Origin of the sequence: Mesorhizobium sp. LSHC420B00 (assembly GCF_000503055.1) — a bacterium.
GTDB lineage: Bacteria > Pseudomonadota > Alphaproteobacteria > Rhizobiales > Rhizobiaceae > Mesorhizobium.
In genome coordinates this window covers 40998-57168 of the sequence record NZ_AYVY01000016.1, presented here as the reverse complement: position 1 = coordinate 57168, position 16171 = coordinate 40998, and the positions used below count along the sequence as shown (strand labels likewise).

The 16171-nt window shown below is 61.0% G+C and carries 13 protein-coding genes; 9 read left to right on the top strand and 4 right to left on the bottom strand.

Annotated features, from left to right (window positions below; all coding sequences use genetic code 11):
• Window positions 1-194: 194 nt before the first annotated feature.
• Complete coding sequence (locus X760_RS60525; protein WP_023720356.1) at window positions 195-395, bottom strand: hypothetical protein; 201 nt, start codon at window positions 393-395, stop codon at window positions 195-197.
• A 423-nt stretch (window positions 396-818) separates the two neighbouring features.
• On the bottom strand, window positions 819-1793 hold the full coding sequence (locus X760_RS60520; RefSeq protein WP_023720354.1) for a LysR family transcriptional regulator: 975 nt from the start codon (window positions 1791-1793) through the stop codon (window positions 819-821).
• Window positions 1794-1952: 159 nt separating this feature from the next.
• Here X760_RS60520 and X760_RS60515 point away from each other — a divergent pair, with 159 nt between their 5' ends.
• The 6 genes from X760_RS60515 (at window position 1953) to X760_RS60490 (ending at window position 9107) form a co-directional block, all read left to right on the top strand.
• Window positions 1953-3722 carry an adenine deaminase gene (locus tag X760_RS60515; protein ID WP_031194392.1) on the top strand — a complete coding sequence of 590 codons (1770 nt, stop codon included), beginning with the start codon at window positions 1953-1955 and terminating at the stop codon, window positions 3720-3722.
• A 30-nt stretch (window positions 3723-3752) separates the two neighbouring features.
• The gene (locus X760_RS60510; protein ID WP_023720352.1) at window positions 3753-4766 is read left to right on the top strand and encodes a BMP family ABC transporter substrate-binding protein; all 1014 of its coding nucleotides are present in this window, start codon (window positions 3753-3755) and stop codon (window positions 4764-4766) included.
• A 22-nt stretch (window positions 4767-4788) separates the two neighbouring features.
• Window positions 4789-6306 (top strand): ABC transporter ATP-binding protein, encoded by a 1518-nt coding sequence (locus X760_RS60505; protein WP_023720351.1) that lies wholly within the window; start codon window positions 4789-4791, stop codon window positions 6304-6306.
• Complete coding sequence (locus X760_RS60500) at window positions 6303-7385, top strand: ABC transporter permease (RefSeq protein WP_023720350.1); 1083 nt, start codon at window positions 6303-6305, stop codon at window positions 7383-7385. The genes X760_RS60505 and X760_RS60500 overlap by 4 nt, the downstream gene beginning before the upstream one ends.
• Entirely contained in the window at window positions 7378-8316 is a 939-nt protein-coding gene (locus tag X760_RS60495) for an ABC transporter permease (RefSeq protein ID WP_023720349.1), read from the top strand. The genes X760_RS60500 and X760_RS60495 overlap by 8 nt, the downstream gene beginning before the upstream one ends.
• 257 nt (window positions 8317-8573) lie before the next feature.
• Window positions 8574-9107 carry a MucR family transcriptional regulator gene (locus X760_RS60490; protein ID WP_023720348.1) on the top strand — a complete coding sequence of 178 codons (534 nt, stop codon included), beginning with the start codon at window positions 8574-8576 and terminating at the stop codon, window positions 9105-9107.
• A gap of 345 nt (window positions 9108-9452) precedes the next feature.
• On the opposite strand, the gene X760_RS78030 is transcribed toward X760_RS60490, so the two are convergent.
• Window positions 9453-9605 carry a hypothetical protein gene (locus X760_RS78030; protein WP_023720346.1) on the bottom strand — a complete coding sequence of 51 codons (153 nt, stop codon included), beginning with the start codon at window positions 9603-9605 and terminating at the stop codon, window positions 9453-9455.
• 246 nt (window positions 9606-9851) lie between these two features.
• The gene (gene tssH, locus X760_RS60480; RefSeq protein ID WP_023720345.1) at window positions 9852-12602 is read right to left on the bottom strand and encodes a type VI secretion system ATPase TssH; all 2751 of its coding nucleotides are present in this window, start codon (window positions 12600-12602) and stop codon (window positions 9852-9854) included.
• 337 nt (window positions 12603-12939) lie between these two features.
• On the opposite strand from tssH, the gene tssA reads away from it, so the two are divergent.
• Genes tssA through tssC form a run of 3 tightly spaced genes read left to right on the top strand, consistent with a single transcriptional unit; the run spans window position 12940 to window position 16166 of the window.
• Window positions 12940-14118, top strand: coding sequence for a type VI secretion system protein TssA (gene tssA, locus X760_RS60475; RefSeq protein WP_023720344.1), 1179 nt, complete (start codon window positions 12940-12942; stop codon window positions 14116-14118).
• A gap of 6 nt (window positions 14119-14124) precedes the next feature.
• Window positions 14125-14661, top strand: coding sequence for a type VI secretion system contractile sheath small subunit (gene tssB / locus X760_RS60470; RefSeq protein WP_023720343.1), 537 nt, complete (start codon window positions 14125-14127; stop codon window positions 14659-14661).
• 2 nt (window positions 14662-14663) lie between these two features.
• Window positions 14664-16166, top strand: a complete 1503-nt coding sequence (tssC, locus tag X760_RS60465; RefSeq protein ID WP_023720342.1) for a type VI secretion system contractile sheath large subunit — start codon at window positions 14664-14666, stop codon at window positions 16164-16166.
• The last annotated feature ends 5 nt before the right edge of the window (window positions 16167-16171 follow it).

Sequence of the window (16171 nt, the reverse complement as noted above, 5' to 3'; positions counted from 1 at the left end):
CAGCCTCGGCCCGGTCGCGGAATCGCACGCCGAGAAGGCGCCTCGTCGAACTCGCCGTCCTAGCCTAGAAGAGTGCCATTGCGCTCACGCTCAGGCGCTCCGCCTGCATGCTACTAACGGAGATACCTGCCTCGGCGCAGACACGATCAAGACCTGCTTCAACAAAGCCAAATCGCCAGGATACGCAATGCCACTCATTGAGACAGGCCCATGACAGCAGATACTTCGATAATCGCCTCGGTTAGCTCTTCGTCGGATGCGGCCAAATAAGGCGCAGCCCGCCTAATATCCTTCAGTGCCGCTTTGATCGAAACGGTGTCGTCATACTCGGCCCTGTTTAGAAGTGCAGCGATTGCTTGTTCTAGAACTGGAGTTACCCTTTGCACATTGCTCATCCAACCCTCCCCAAAGACACGCCCCAGCCGGATATTAATTTATTCTTGGTTGGCGTCAATTGGATATAAGAAACGTACGGTTGGTCATCGTTGCTTTGCCGTCAGTCCGGAATATTTCGCGCAAAAATATTGCGTCTTGATGCGGCCCCGCGAGCAAAAGTCAATTGGCTGATCTTTGTCATTGCGGTGACCGGAGCAAATTCCCGCGAGGGCATTTTTGGAGCAAGACAATACGCCCTTCCCTGCCTCCGCTAGGCGGCGGCGATTTCGCGCCCTCCCAACCGGCTGGTCGTGGTTTTTGCGAGGATGATCTCACCCGAATGAACATTCGCCCAGCGCACGTTCCGGATCACCATACCAGCGGGCGGTGCGCCCATGGCGACATCAACCAACTGCGGCGCGCATTTCGGACCCACGCCTTGATCATCTGTTACTTTCTCCTCCGGGGCGCTGGCCCCCAAAGGGGCGCACGACCTCGACGCAATACCTAGGTGAACTGTAAGCGGCGCGCTGCCGATAATAGTCCAGGCAGAAATCCAGAAAGGCGGCGAACTTGCGCGACACATAACGGCGTCGCATATAAAGCAGGTTTATCGGGACCAGGGGCGAGTGCCACTCCGGCAGTACTGGCACCAGGTCGCCGTTCATGCACTCGATCTCGGTAAAGAAGGCTGGCAGATAAACGATACCCTCGCCGGCGACGGCGAAGTATTTCAGCATCCAGTAGTCGTTCGCCATGCACTGGGCGGTGGGTATGAAGTCGACCGTTTCCCCGCCGCGCTCGAGATGCCAGGATTGAACGCCCCTTGGTTGGCGGAAGGCGACGGCGCCGTGACCGGCCAGGTCCGCGGGCATCGCCGGTTCCCCGAAGTTTTCAATGTAGCGCGGGCTGGCATACAGGCAGAACGACGCCTCGCCGAGCTTGCGCGCAATGTAGTCGGAATTCGCCGGCTCGCCCCAATGGAATATGCCGTCGAAGGGCTGGTGCTTCTCCGGCGCAAGGAAATAGCCGAGCGAAAGGAAGATCACGTCGACATGTACCTGCGGATACTGCTGGCGGAAGGCGAACAGCAGCTCCGAGGTGAAGGAGGTGCCGAACTCGCCGGTCGAGCCTATCGTCAGCGTGCCGGCGATATCGTGACCCGCCTCGGCGATCGCCGCCTTCGCTCCTTCGCAGGTTTCCTTGATACGCTGGGCATGGTCGAGGAACTCGACTCCGGCATCGCTCAGATGCAGTTCCCGCCCGTCGCGCACAAACAGCGCGACACCAAGCGAATCCTCCAACGCGCGGACCTTATGGCTGAGGCTAGACTTGGGCAGCCCATACAGTTTCGCGGCGTGCGAGAGCGACTGCGCCTCAGCCACCTTAATGAAATAGTCAATTGCTTCAAAATCCATCGGTCGTCCAAGAATTTGAACGTTATGTCCAGAAATGACTAGAGGCTGAGGTTTGCATGGACGACCCTAATACGACAGGATCACAGCGCGCAAGCTGGGCTTTGGCGCAGGACGAGGCTAGATCCCGGCCGCGCGAGATTGCATGAACGGGAGATGAAGTTGTCCGATCTACGCGAATTCATCCGCGCCGGTCGCGCGGAGTACAAGGCAACGCTCATCGTCAGCGGCGGCACGCTGGTCAATGTCGCGTCGGGCGAGATCTATCCCGCCGACGTCGCCGTCTACAAGGACCGTATCGTCGCTGTCGGACATGTCTCGGAGTATCGCGGGCCCGAGACCGAGATGATCGATGCGACCGGCCATTTCCTCTGCCCCGGCCTGATCGATGGCCACCTCCACGTTGAATGCTCCAAAATGTCGGTCACCAGCTTCGCCAAGGCGGTGGTGCCGCTCGGCACCACTTCGATCGTGTCTGGCTTGGACCAGATCCTCGTGGTGTCCGGCCTCGAAGGCGCGCGCGAATTCCTCGACGAAGCGAAAGGAACTCCCCTCAAGATCTTCTGGGGCGCGCCCTGCAAAACGCCCTATACGCTGCCGCGCTCCAATGTCGGCTACTATTTCGGACCGGACGATCACCGCGCAACCCATTCCTGGCCCGAATGCGTCGGCATATGGGAGACGGTGCGAGAGTTCGTCGACACGATGGACGAACACGTCCTGCAGGCGGTGGAGATCGCCGAAAAGAGCCGACTGCCGATCCTCGGCTGCTCGCCGATGTGTCGCGGCAATCGATTGAACAGTTACCTGCAGGCCGGCGTGCGCTCCGACCACGAGAGTTACACCGCGGACGAGATGCTGGAAAAGCTGCGCAAGGGCATGCATGTTGTCATTCGCGAGTCCTCCATCTCGCATTTTCTCGAGGAGAACCTGCGCATCGTCACCGAGATGGGGATAGGGGCCACAAACCGCATCAGCTTCTGCACCGACGACGTGGTCGCATCGGACATCCTTGGCCGCGGCCATCTCGACAACATGATCCGCATGGCGGTCACGATGGGAGTTCCGCCACTCACAGCCATCCAGATGGCCACCATCAACGGCGCCGAAGCGCTGCGTATCGGCCAGAAGGTCGGTTCGATCTCGCCCGGGCTCGCCGCCGACATCCTGCTGGTCAAGGATATCGGGGATTTCCGCGTCTCGGCCGTCATCGCCAAGGGAAGGCTTGCCGCGCGCGATGGCAGGCTCGTGGACGATCTCACGCCGCCGGCGCGCAGCACTCTTGTCACCGACACGTTCAAACTTGCGCCCGTTTCACGCGAGGACCTTTTGGTGCGCGCGCCCGAGGCGGTCGACAAGGCGCCAGTGCTGACGATCGCTGTCACGCCCGAACAGATTTTCGTACGCAGGCAGCGCGATGTCGTGCTGCCGGTGCGCGACGGCTATGTCGAGGCCGATCCGTCGCAGGACGTGCAGTATCTCACCGTCGTCGAGCGCTATGGCCGCACCTCCAACCGGCCGGTCGCCTTCGCCTCCGGCTTCGGGCTGCGCTCCGGCGCGCTCGCCACCTCGGCGGCGCCCGACGACAACAATATTGTCTGTCTCGGTACCAACCCCGACGACATGGCATTGGCGATCAACCACATCGTCGAGAACAATGGCGGCCAGGTGGTGACGGACGGCGGTCGCATCGTGTCGTTCCTGCCGTTGCCGATCGGCGGCATCGTCTCGGACCTCGAGCCTTCAGACATGGCGAAGAAGGAACTGGAACTCGACGATGCGGCACGCGCGCTTGGCTGTACGCTGCCATGGCCCTTCATGTACATGTTCGTACTGCAGATCACCGCGATTCCCGATTTCGCGATAACCGATCTCGGCTTGATCGATTGCGTCAACCTGAAGGTAGTCAATCCGTTGAAACAAGCCTCATAAGCTGGGAACACGACACAAAGGGAGGAAACCATGCTGAAGACATTTCTCGTAGCGGTTTCGTTCGTCGCCGCGACATTGTTGGTGGGCGGCCGCGCGCAGGCCGAGGAGCCGACAAAGCTCAGGATCGCCGGCATTCTTTCTGCCGGCAAGGAAGCACCGTGGGAATCCTCCTTCGTGAGCTCCATGGACCGGATCATCGCCGCCAAGCCGCACGGCCTCGACATCGAGATCAACTACACCGAGAACGTCTACGACAATGCCGAGCAGGTGTTCCGCACCTATGCGGAGACGGGCGAATACGACATATTGTTCGGCGACACCGCCTATGTCGATGCGATCGAAAAGCTGAAAGACGAGTTCCCCGACACGATGTTCGTCATGAGCGGTTCGGGCAATCGCGGCCTCGGTGGCAACGCTTATTGGATATTCATCCATGCGCACGAGCCTGCCTATGTGATGGGACAGCTGGCCGGCAAACTGACCAAGTCAAATGTCGTCAGCGCTGTCTCCACCTTCCCGGCCGAAGACACCAATGACCAGATCAACGCCTTCTTCGCCGGTGCCAAGGAAGTGAACCCGAAGGTGAAGCAAAAGATTAGCTTTATCCAGTCCTGGTTCGATCCGGCCAAATCGAACGAAGCCACCTCGGCGCAGATCGCCGCCGGTGCGGACATGATCTACCAGATGTCGGGCGCCTTCGAGGTGTGCGAGCAGCGCAGTATCGGCTGCTTCGGCAATTATGTCGACATGTCGAAGGTCGCACCGAAGTCGATCATCGCCTCGACCATCGTCAAATGGGATCCGCACATCAACTGGATCATCGACGAGTGGTGGAAGGCAAAGACCACTGGCGCCAAGTTCGACGCCCCGAAGGAAGCGAAGTGGTTCACTTGGCAGGAAGGCTCCGGCGACCTTGCCCTCAATCCGGCATGGGAAGCCAAGATGCCCGACGACGTCAAGGCGCTTACTGCTGAAACGGCCAAAGCTATCCAGAGCGGCGACAAGAAGATCGGGCTCAAATTGGACGAGCCGAAATCGGACTGAAGCGGGAGATCGCCGATCCGAGATGAGCCAAATACCGCGCCTATCGGTCCGGCACCTGACGAAGCGTTTCGCTACGCTTCTCGCCAACGACGACGTCTCGCTCGACGTGATGCCCGGCGAATTGCATTGCCTGCTGGGCGAGAATGGCGCCGGCAAGTCGACGCTGTCGTCCTGCCTTTACGGGCTCTATCAGCCCGACGCCGGCGAAATTCGGGTGGACGGCAAGACCGTCCACCTGCGCTCGCCGGGCGAAGCCATCCGCGCCGGCATCGGCATGGTGCACCAGCATTTCGTTCTCGTTCCCGGCTTCACTGTGCTGGAGAATGTGGCGGTCGGCACCGGCTCCGGCTGGCGGCTCGGCCGGGCCGACGCTCTCTCAAGGATCGAGGCGATCTGTTCCACCTACGGCATCTCGCTCGATCCGCACCGGCCTGTCGCCGATCTTTCCGTCGGCGAGCAGCAATGGCTGGAGATCGTCAAGGCACTCTACACCGGCGCCAGGCTGCTCATCCTGGACGAACCGACGGCGGTGCTCACGCCTGAAGAATCGCGCCGGCTGTTTGCGACGGTCCGGCGGCTCACCACCGAAAGCCTGTCGGTCGTGCTGATCAGCCACAAAATGGCGGAAGTGATGCAGTCCGACCAGGTCAGCGTGCTGCGCAAGGGGAGACTGGTCGGAACAGTTTCAACCTCGGACGTCAGCCGCGACCAGCTCACCACCATGATGGTCGGCCGCCCCGTTGCCTCACCGGCGCGCGCGCGAGATGCGAAAGCGCCCGGCGAGACGGTGCTTTCGGTGCGCGGGCTCACATACCTGCGCGAGCAAAGGGCGGTGCTGGACAATGCGTCTTTCGACATCGCCGGCGGCGAGATCTTCGGCATCGCCGGAGTTTCCGGCAACGGCCAGGACGAGCTGTTCGAGTGCCTCGCAGGCCTCATCTCGCCCGATGGCGGCACGATCTCTCTCGATGGCGAAGCGCTGCAAGCGAACTCCCCGGCGACGGTAGCGGCCAAAGGCGTCGGCTACGTGCCGAGCGACCGTTTCCGCGACGGCCTCGTTGCCGACCTCGACATCGGCGAGAACCTCGTCCTCGGCCAGCAATGGCAGGCGCGCTGGCGCAAAGGGCCGTTCATCGACGCCGCGGCGCTCGAAGCCAATGCGCGCGCGGCGATCGACGCCTATTCCATTGCAGCAACCGGTCCGTCGGCACTCTCCCGTAAGTTGTCGGGCGGCAACGCGCAGAAGGTCATCCTCGCCCGCGAGTTCGCCAAGGCGAACCGGCTTTTGCTGTGCAACCAGCCGACGCGCGGGCTCGACGTCGGCGCCATCGAGTTCGTCCATCGCGAACTCCGGCGCAAACGCGACGAAGGCTGCGCCATCCTGCTCGCGAGCGAGGAACTTGAGGATCTTTTCGCTCTAAGTCGTCGCATATGCGTGATGTTTCGCGGCCGCATCCTTGCGGTGCTCGATACCGATAAAACCACCTATGACGAAATCGGCAGCTTGATGGCGGGCCACGAGAGCGAGGCTGCGGCATGACCGATTTCAACCTCGTGGAATGGCGCCTCGAGCGTCGACTGGAGAGGCGGCCGACCGCGCTCGTCGTTGCGCTTGCCGCGGCAGGAGCAGCGGCGGTTCTGGTGTGCAGCCTGCTTTTTGCCGCCGCGGGCGCCAGTCCACGGGCGGCTTTCGAGGCTCTCCTGAAGGGCGGCTTTGGGTCGTCGCGCGCCGCCGGCGAAACGCTGGTCAAGGCCACGCCTCTGATCTTTACCGGACTTGCCGCTTGCGTCGCCTTCCGCGCGCGCATCTGGAACATCGGCGCCGAAGGCCAGGTCTTCGCCGGCGCCATGTTTGCCTACTGGTTGCAGCACAACCTCATTGGCTTTTCACCTTTCATCCAAATTCCTGTGGTCATAGTCGGCGGCATTGTCGGCGGAGCACTCTATGCCGGCCTGGCGGGCGTGCTGAAGACCCGCTTTTCGGTCGATGAGGTGATTTCGACCGTTATGCTCAACTACATCATCGTCTATGTCATTTCGCTGCTGCTGCTGCGCGGCCCGTGGAGCGAGGCCGGCGCCTTCTTCGAGCAGACGCCGAAGGTCGATCCGGGCTCGGTGCTTCCCGTGCTGTTTTCCGGTTCGCGACTGCATGCCGGTTTCCTGCTGGCGATCGCAGCGGCTGCCCTGGTCCACATGCTGTTGACGCGCACACCGCTCGGCTACGAGATCAAGGCTGCCGGGTCCAACATGCGCGCGCTCGACGTACAGGGTACCAATACACGACGGCTGATCCTCGTGGTGCTTATGGTTTCCGGCGCGCTTGCCGGGCTCGCAGGCATCACGGAAGTCTATGGCGTGCACTACCGCCTGAAGGCGGGCGTCATAGCAGGCTACGGCTATAGCGGCATCATCGTCGCCATCCTCGGCCAGTTGCATCCGCTTGGCGTCGTCGTCGCCGCGGTGCTGTTCGGCGCGCTGCTCAACGGCGCCACGCTCATGCAGATCAAGACCGGCGTACCCTCAGCGCTGATCTATGCCATCCAGGCGATCCTCCTTTTGTTCTACCTAGCCGGCTGGGCGGCGTGCAATTTCCGCCTACGGAGGGTCGGCCGTGCTTGACGCTCTCTTCCAAGCGTCAATCCTGATCAGCGTGGCGGCGGCGACCATCCGCATCGCCACCCCGCTCCTGCTCGCCGCAATTGGCGAGCTCGTCGCCGAGCGCAGCGGCGTATACAATATGGGTCTCGAAGGCATGATGCTTATGGGCGCGTTCACCGGCTATCTCGCCGCATACGAAAGCGGCTCTCTCTGGCTGGGTGTCCTTGCAGCCGGGTTCACCGGCGCGCTGATGGCGCTCGTGTTCGCCGTGCTGGTGATCACGTTGAAAGTGGAGCAGATCGTCACGGGGCTTGCCGTCAACCTGCTCGGCGCCGGCCTTTCCACCTATTGGCTGCGTTCCGCGTTCGCCGGCCACGACAATACGCCGACCATCCCCTTCTTCGCCGACGTGCCGATACCGGGCCTGAGCGATATCCCGGTGCTCGGCCCAATCCTGTTCGACCAGCGGGTGCTGACCTACATCGCCTTCCTAATGGTGCCGCCGGTATGGCTCTTTCTGTTCCGAACGCGCTATGGGCTGATCGTACGTTGCGCTGGCGACAATCCTAAGGCCCTCGATGTTAAGGGGGTGAAGGTGGCCTCGGTCCAGTATGCTGCTGTGGTCTTCGGTGGCGTGATGGCAGGCTTCGCCGGCGCGTTCCTGTCTGTCGGCCAAGCGGCGCGTTTCGTGCCGGACATGACCAACGGACGCGGCTGGCTGGCGATCATCATCGTTATCGCCGGTCTGTGGCGGCCCTACCCGATTTTGGTAGCGGCGCTGGTGTTTTCCTTCCTCGACGCGCTGCAATTGCAAATCCAAGGCATCGGCATCGCCATTCCTTACCAATATATGTTGATGATGCCCTATGTTGCGGCGATCGTGGCGCTGATGATCCGTCGCTCGCGAGCCAGTGCTCCGGCCATGCTGGGCGTGCCGTACACACGGGAATAGGACAGCGCTGTCACCGCCGATTGCGTCCAGCCTGTCGGCCGCTCGCGTCAGCCGAATAAGCTGCCGTTGCATTGCTTCATCGAGCAGGCAGTCGAAATCGAGCGCCTCTCAACCTTGTCTGGAGCTCAGAATGCGAAGCGTGCCGGCTTGATATTTGCAAGGAATGAGGTTTGTTGACGGAAATAACGAATTGTTTGCGTGATTCCGCAATAAACAGCTCATCCGTCCACGCGCCCATTAGACAAGAGGAAAACTCGATGAACGTTTCTCCAGACCAACGCGACCAGGCTGATCTCGTATCAATTACCGCCGACATCGTTTCCGCCTTTGTTTCGAATAATCCCCTGCCGGTCAGCGAGTTGTCGAAGCTGATCGGCGATACCTATGTCGCTTTGCAAGGGATCGGCACAGCTGTGGCTCCGGCCACGGCCAAGCTGGAGCCGGCGGTGTCGATCAAGAAATCAGTCTCGCCAGATTTCATTATCTGCCTGGAGGACGGGAAGAAATTCAAATCCTTGAAGCGGCATATCGGAACGCATTACAATCTGAGCCCTGACCAATACCGCCAGAAATGGAACCTGCCCTCGGATTATCCGATGGTGGCGCCGAACTACGCGGCCACCCGCTCGGCCCTGGCGAAATCAATGGGCCTGGGGCGCAAGGCGGCAACGCCTTCAACGACTGCGGCAGAAAAACCAAAACGAGCTGCTCGCGCGGCAGCAGCGACGACAGTCGCAACCGCAATCAAGGCGCCGCTGAAGAAGGCGCGCAAGGCACCCGTCAAAGCATAGAGTGCTGCACCTGATAAGAGCGTCTATGCAGTGGCGTACCTGACATCGAGAAGCCCCGCCTTTTGGGACGGGGCTCCGTGATCACTCAGCGGCGTCGCGGGACCAGATGAGCTTGTGCTCGTCGAGGGCGAAAAGGGCGAGCACAAGCTCATCTGGTCGCGGTGACCGAACAAGGGCGCTCCGCTCACAGTGGGGCGCCGCTACTCGATCATGTAGCCGAGCGCACGATAGCCAGCGCGTCGTTTTGCGGCCATCCGGGCGAAAACCGGACCCGTCTGATCGACATAGTCCACGACCAGAACATCCCTTTTTCCGTCATGTTCGCGATGCAGCCGGCCGACATACTCAGTGTCCCCTCCAGGCGATCAGGAACAGCGTGTCGAGTCGGAAATCATCGAAGCCTTCGCCGATGTAGCGGCTTGTCTCGAGGATTAGACGCTCATCGTCATCTGAGACATTGAGTGCCATGCTGGCGGCCTTGCGATCCTTCGCCGACATGCCGCCGCGCGGACTACAAGGTTTTCACGAATAGCGAGAATCTCTTCTGAAGAGAATCGAGGTGGTCTTTCCGCTCCGTCAGCACGATGTGAGATCGTTTCGCCTCGAGAGATTTCAGAACTGTAGGCGATGCAGTGGTAATTGTCCTCGGATAGTGAGCTGCGCGGGGCAAGCCGCAGGTATCAATTAGCGGATATCTGATCAATGCAGGAGGCGGCCGAAAGGGGCCGCCATATTTCGCCTGGCCTATTCGAAGGAATAGGTAAACCCTTGGCCTGAGGCGCCAACCGTGACCTTCGTCATCTTTTCGCCAGTGAGCGACCGGTTCAGCACGCCGCGGCTCAGTTCCGGAAGAAGCGTGTTGGTTAGGATGGCATCAATCATTCTGCCGCCGGATTCGATCTCCGTGCAGCGGGTCTTGACCAGATCCATTACACCGTCGCCGATTACCAACTCCGCATCGTTGGTCGCACGCAGCCGGCGAGCAATCTTGGCGAATTGATGACGGGTGATCGCTTCGATCATCGAATCCGAAAGCGGAAAGTAGGGGATGGTCACCACCCGGCCGAGAAAGGCCGCAGGGAAGACTTTCAGCAATGGGCTGCGTAACGCGGTGTCCAGATCGTCGAGCCCTGCCCGGACCGCGCCATTCCTCGTCCGGTCCATGATCACTTCGGAGCCGACATTCGACGTGAGAAGGATCAGCGTGTTCTTGAAGTCGATCCGTCGGCCTTCACTGTCGTCCATCATCCCTTTATCAAAGACCTGGAAGAAGATTTCGTGCACGTCCGGATGCGCCTTCTCGACTTCGTCGAGCAGGATCACCGAATAGGGCTTGCGTCGCACCGCCTCGGTGAGAATTCCGCCCTTGCCGTAGCCGACATAGCCGGGCGGCGCGCCCTTCAAGGTAGAGACCGTATGCGCCTCCTGGAATTCAGACATGTTGATCGAGATCAGGTTCTGCTCTCCGCCGTAGAGCGTTTCGGCCAGTGCCAAGGCGGTTTCGGTCTTGCCTACGCCCGAGGGGCCGCAAAGCAGGAACACACCCACCGGCTTTTCCGGAGCGCCGAGACCGGCGCGGCTGGTCTGTACGCGCTTGGCAATCATCTCCATGGCGTGATCCTGTCCGACAACCCGCTCGGACAGAGTGGACGCGAGCCGCAGCGCCTTCTCGGTCTGACTCGACAGCATCCGCCCCGTCGGTATGCCCGTCCAGTCCTGAACCACGGCCGCCACGGCGTTGCGGTCGACCGATGGTAGGATGAGCGGTGTTTCGCCTTGCGCCTCGGCTAGTTCGCTCATCAGTTCGCGCAGCCGAGCGAGATCGGCAACCGGATCGGGAGGCGGAGTACCACCTGCCGCCGGAGCCTTCGTCCCGGCATTGGACTGTTCGGTCTCCGGCACCTCCCCAATCTCTGTCTCGGTGGCGGCCTCCTGCCCTTCCACGGCATCGAGCGGCAGGCCGTCGCCGCGCAGCCTGGCACGCAATTCAAGTATCTCGGCCACCAGCGCCTTTTCGCTCTCCCAGCGCTGCTGCGCGGCTGCGAGCGTGCGTTCTGTCTCGGCAAGTCCGGCTTCGACCCGTGCCTGCCGCTCGGCCACTTCGATGCCGATTGCAGCCTCGCGGCCGATAATGCCGCGCTCGACCTCCAGCGCCTGACGACGGCGCATGATGTCCTCGACCTCGGCCGGCGTGGCGTGCTGCGATACGGCGACACGCGCGCAGGCGGTGTCGAGAAGGCTGACCGCCTTGTCCGGCAACTGCCGCGCCGGGATGTAGCGATGCGACAGGGCGACCGCCGCGTCGATCGCCTCGTCCAATATCTGCACTTCGTGGTGCTGTTCGAGAACGCCGGCTACGCCGCGCAACATGAGGATGGCAACCGATTCCGAAGGCTCGTCGATCTTTATCACCTGGAAGCGGCGGGTCAGTGCCGGGTCTTTCTCGATGTGCTGCTTGTATTCCGACCAGGTCGTTGCCGCTATCGTGCGAAGTTCGCCGCGCGCCAGCGCCGGCTTGAGCAGATTGGCAGCGTCGCCGGTTCCGGCAGCACCACCGGCACCGATCAGCGTATGGGCTTCGTCGATGAAGAGGATGACCGGCGCTTCAGAGGATTGAACTTCGTCGATTACGGCCTTCAGTCGTTTTTCGAATTCACCCTTTACGCTAGCGCCTGCCTGCATCAATCCAACGTCGAGCATGCGCACGCTCACTCCCTGCAGTGGGGGCGGCACATCGCCTTTGGCGATGCGCAGAGCAAAACCCTCCACGACTGCGGTCTTGCCGACACCCGCCTCCCCGGTCAGGATCGGGTTGTTCTGGCGGCGCCGCATCAGTATGTCGACAATCTGCCTGATCTCCGGATCGCGGCCGACGACCGGATCAATCTTTCCGTCGCGGGCGCGCTGAGTCAGGTCGGTGGCATATTTGGCCAGTGCCGAATCCCCGCCCGGAATCCGCCGCGGCGCCTCTGCCGCGGTTACCGCAGGAGAAGCGCCGGCTTCGAGTGAGCCCTCCGTGACATCGGCGAAGCGCGCCACGACGGCGTCGGCGTCAATTTTGTCGAACTCGCCGCTGATCTTCGACAGCAGGCCTTCCAGCACCGGTGTCTTCAGGCAAGCAAGCAGAACATATGCGCTGCGGACCTCCTCCACGCCGAATTCCAGTGTTGCCAGATTCCATGCCTCCTGGATGGCGTGGAAGATATGGTCGGAAAACTCCTCGATCGAGGTTGCGCCATAAGGCAGCTTGTCCACCGCGCGCGTCATATCGGCCGTAAGTCGGCTCGCATCCAGTCCCGCATCGGCGATCATCATTTGCACATCCGAGCGGTCGGAGAGCACCAGCTGCTCAACGAAGTGGACGAGTTCGACGTAAGGATTGCCACGCAGCTTGGCAGTGTCGGCCGCTGCCTTGAAGGCGCGCAACCCTAGAGGATTGAGCTTGCCGACCAGTTCCTTGCGTTTGAAACTCTGCGATGACCGGCGCTGTTCCATCGAACGTGCTCCTGCACTCTGCAAGTGGATAACCTGCCACATAAGCAGCCGCTTGACAAAGTGCGGGATGAACAAAGGTTTCGATCCCCGATTATGCGGGCTCCCATCATTGGTGGAAGATCCTGCATCGCCGGCTGCAAACAATCACGAGCCTGACATCCCAGGCACGACATTTCCGGCCCAGGCCTAGGCAATCTCGCCCCTCGGATTCCACAATCAAGACAAGGCTGCATTAGCTTTTGTTAATTTTTTCCGCACTCGCTGAATTGTGGAAAAGCGCAACCGTGTGATAACGTAGGGGCAGGTCGGCCTCAGGGCCGGTGACTGGGGGATCGGTGTGATCGACGTCGCACTCTGGCTTGCTCCGCTCGATGGTGAAAATCCGTCGGGAGAGGATTTGCGTAACGATCCGGCGTTTCACGAACTGGAGCGTCTGACGGAGCCTCAGGTCAAGGTTGTCCATGACGGCAACAACAGGCCGGTCTCGCAAAGCACCATTCCCGTCGACTGGCCAGCAGTGCTCACCAAGGCCGAGGAATTGCGCGCGCGTGGCCGCGACTTGCGCCTGATTGTAGTTGTCACACGCGCACTGGCCAACGAGCAGGGACTGGCCGGCTTGGCGCAGGGTCTGACACTTATTGGGCGGACATTCGACCAGCATTGGGAAACCATGCACCCGGCGCTGCGCCCCAACACGTCGCCTCGCGAGGCCGCCTTGCGCCGCATCAACGCGCTGCTCGATCTTCAAAATGGTCAGGACGGGTTGCTGGCCAACCTACGGCAAATGACTTTCTTTGCGCCACGCTCGATCGGGCCGATCAGCGGACGCGACCTGGAACACGCTGCGCTCGACGACCGCGTCATGCTGCAAGAAGCAGCGTCAGGATTGAATGCGGCCGAAAAGGCAGCGCTTGTCAGTGCGCACGGACAACTGTTGAATCGGGTCCGTGCCGGGTGCGCGGCACAGGCGGATCAAGCCAATGAGGAAATGCAGTCGCTCATCGCCAATGCGAGCGCGGCGGTCGCGGCATTGGAAGCCGTCGAGACAGCCCTCAACGCTCGCCTTGAAGGCAGCGGCGGGACCACCATTCCGGAATTAAAACGGTTCCTGCAGCGTTTGCTGACAACCCTCGAGCGCAACTCGGCTGCCGGCGCGATGGCGAATGGCTCGGCAAAGCCGTCCCCTTCGCTTGCAGAACCCGTAATGCCTGCCCGAAACGGTCATGGAGCCGATGCAATGGCAAGTATGGCTAGCTGCGCGGACTCGAGCACCGGACTCCCTGACAGGATTTCTTCGCGCGACGACGTGGTAAAATGCCTGGACCTCGTCGTCGCGTTTTATGACCGCACCGAACCGTCGAGCCCGATTCCCCACCTCGCCCGCCGTGTGCGCCGGATGGTGCATATGGATTTTGTTGAACTGATGGAAGATCTCGCCCCGTCGGGATTGAAGGAGTTCCGACTTCTTGCCGGCGTTCCCGATACCAAGAAGACGGCTCAGAAGGATGAAAGGTAGCAAGCAATGCCAGCCGAAAGCAAAGCCAAGGTCATCGAACGAAATCGCGCGCCGCGGGTGCAGATCGCCTATGACGTGGAAACCTATGGCAGTCCAACGACAATCGAGCTGCCGTTTGTCATGGCCGTCATGGCGGACCTTTCAGGCGCTTCGCAGACCAAGGAAGCGTCGAAGTCGATACTGGACCGCTCCTTTGTCGAGACCGATGCTAACCGTTTCCCGCGTTTCATGGAGGCACTTGGACCACGCGTGAAAGCCCGCGTGAAGAATACGCTGCCCCAGGCCGAAGGCGCCGAGCGGGACGGGGAGCTGGCGCTCGACCTTACCTTCACCAAGATGGGCGATTTCGCGCCGGACAAGATTGCCGAGCAGGTCCCACAGTTGGCCGAAATTCTCAAGATGCGCCGCCAGCTCGAGGAACTTCTCGGCTTCATGGACGGGCGTGTGGATGCCGAAAAGCGCATTGCGCAACTGCTGAACAATGAACCGCTTCTTGGCAAGATCGCCAGCCAGGCACTGGCGGACGACAAGGCAGGGGAATGACCATGGCCGAACAGCAAAAAACCGCCGCCGTCGCCGAGGCGGAAACCATCGATCTCGGAGAATTCAGCGGGCTCCTCGAGAAGGATTTCAAGGTCAAGAAGGACGACAGCGAAAAGCTGCAGCAATTGGTGCGCAATCTCGCACTTGCAGCGCAGACGCGTTCCGATACCACGACCATCTCATCGAATGCGATCAAGTCGATCAAGTCGTTGATCGCCGGTATCGACAAGATGCTTTCCGAACAGGTCAACGAGATCCTGCACGCGCCGGAAGTGCGCGAAATGGAGGGCACATGGCGTGGCCTGTGGTATCTCGTCAACAATACCGAGACCGATCAGAAGCTGAAGATCCGGGTGATGAACATTTCCAAGGAGCAGCTGGCCGATACGCTTGAGGATTATGAGGGCCAGATGTGGGATCAGAGCCCGATCTTCAAGAAAGTCTACACGGACGAGTATTCGATGCTTGGCGGCGAGCCGATCGGCTGTGTGATTGGTGCCTACGAATTTTCCAACCACCCGCGCGACGTCGGTCTGCTGCGCAACATCTCCGGCATCTGCGCCTCAGCGCACACGCCCTTTATCGCAGCCGCCTCTCCGCGCCTGTTCCGTATGGACAGCTGGCAGGAATTGCCGAACCCGCAGGACCTGCAGCAGATCGTCTCCAACCCAGCCTATGCCTCCTGGCAGTCGCTGCGCGAGAGCGAGGATGCACGCTACATCGGCCTGACCATGCCTCGCGTTTTGGCACGGCTGCCGTATGGCACCGATACCGTTCCGGTGAAGGGCTTCACCTTCGAGGAGGAGGTACATGGCGACCATAACAAATATGTTTGGATGAATGCCGCCTTCCCGATGGGCGTGAACATAAACCGCAGCCACAAGCTCTATGGCTGGGGCACGCAGATCCGCGGCGTCGAAAATGGCGGCACCGTCCTCAACCTGCCAGTGCACAGCTTCCCAACCGATGATGGCTCGATAGCGATGAAGTGTCCGACGGAGGTCGCCATCGACGACCGGCGCGAGGCGGAGCTGGCCAAGCTCGGCCTGATGCCCATCCTGCATAGAAAGAACACCGATCTCGCCGCCTTTATTGGCGCCCATTCGCTGCAGGACGACGAGACAAGGGCGGGACGACTGGTCGACCCCGATGCGCAGGCCAACGAGCGGCTGAGCGCCAACCTTCCCTACCTTTTCCCGGTCTCGCGCTTTGCCCACTACCTCAAGGCGATCGCGCGCGACAAGGTCGGTTCGTTCAAGGAGCGCTCCGACATGCAGATCTGGCTGACCGAATGGATCAACCGGTATGTGCTGGCCAACCCGGCCTTTGCCGACGACAAGGCGCGCGCCAAGCGCCCGCTCGCCGCCGCCGAGGTTCAGGTGGACAGCGTGGAGGGGCGCCCCGGCTACTACAATGCCCGCTTCTATCTGCGCCCGCATTATCAGCTGGAGGGTATCAATGCCTCGCTCCGACTGGTTTCGGAACTTCCGTCCGTAAAGACTTGATCTGC

What these genes read in the sequence shown, in the direction of transcription:
- X760_RS60525 (WP_023720356.1), bottom strand. Translation starts at nt 395, where the DNA reads ATGAGCAATGTGCAAAGGGTAACTCCAGTTCTAGAACAAGCAATCGCT.
- X760_RS60520 (WP_023720354.1), bottom strand. Translation starts at nt 1,793, where the DNA reads ATGGATTTTGAAGCAATTGACTATTTCATTAAGGTGGCTGAGGCGCAG.
- X760_RS60510 (WP_023720352.1), top strand. Translation starts at nt 3,753, where the DNA reads ATGCTGAAGACATTTCTCGTAGCGGTTTCGTTCGTCGCCGCGACATTG.
- X760_RS60505 (WP_023720351.1), top strand. Translation starts at nt 4,789, where the DNA reads ATGAGCCAAATACCGCGCCTATCGGTCCGGCACCTGACGAAGCGTTTC.
- X760_RS60500 (WP_023720350.1), top strand. Translation starts at nt 6,303, where the DNA reads ATGACCGATTTCAACCTCGTGGAATGGCGCCTCGAGCGTCGACTGGAG.
- X760_RS60490 (WP_023720348.1), top strand. Translation starts at nt 8,574, where the DNA reads ATGAACGTTTCTCCAGACCAACGCGACCAGGCTGATCTCGTATCAATT.
- X760_RS78030 (WP_023720346.1), bottom strand. Translation starts at nt 9,605, where the DNA reads ATGTCGGCGAAGGATCGCAAGGCCGCCAGCATGGCACTCAATGTCTCA.
- tssH (WP_023720345.1), bottom strand. Translation starts at nt 12,602, where the DNA reads ATGGAACAGCGCCGGTCATCGCAGAGTTTCAAACGCAAGGAACTGGTC.
- tssB (WP_023720343.1), top strand. Translation starts at nt 14,125, where the DNA reads ATGCCAGCCGAAAGCAAAGCCAAGGTCATCGAACGAAATCGCGCGCCG.
- tssC (WP_023720342.1), top strand. Translation starts at nt 14,664, where the DNA reads ATGGCCGAACAGCAAAAAACCGCCGCCGTCGCCGAGGCGGAAACCATC.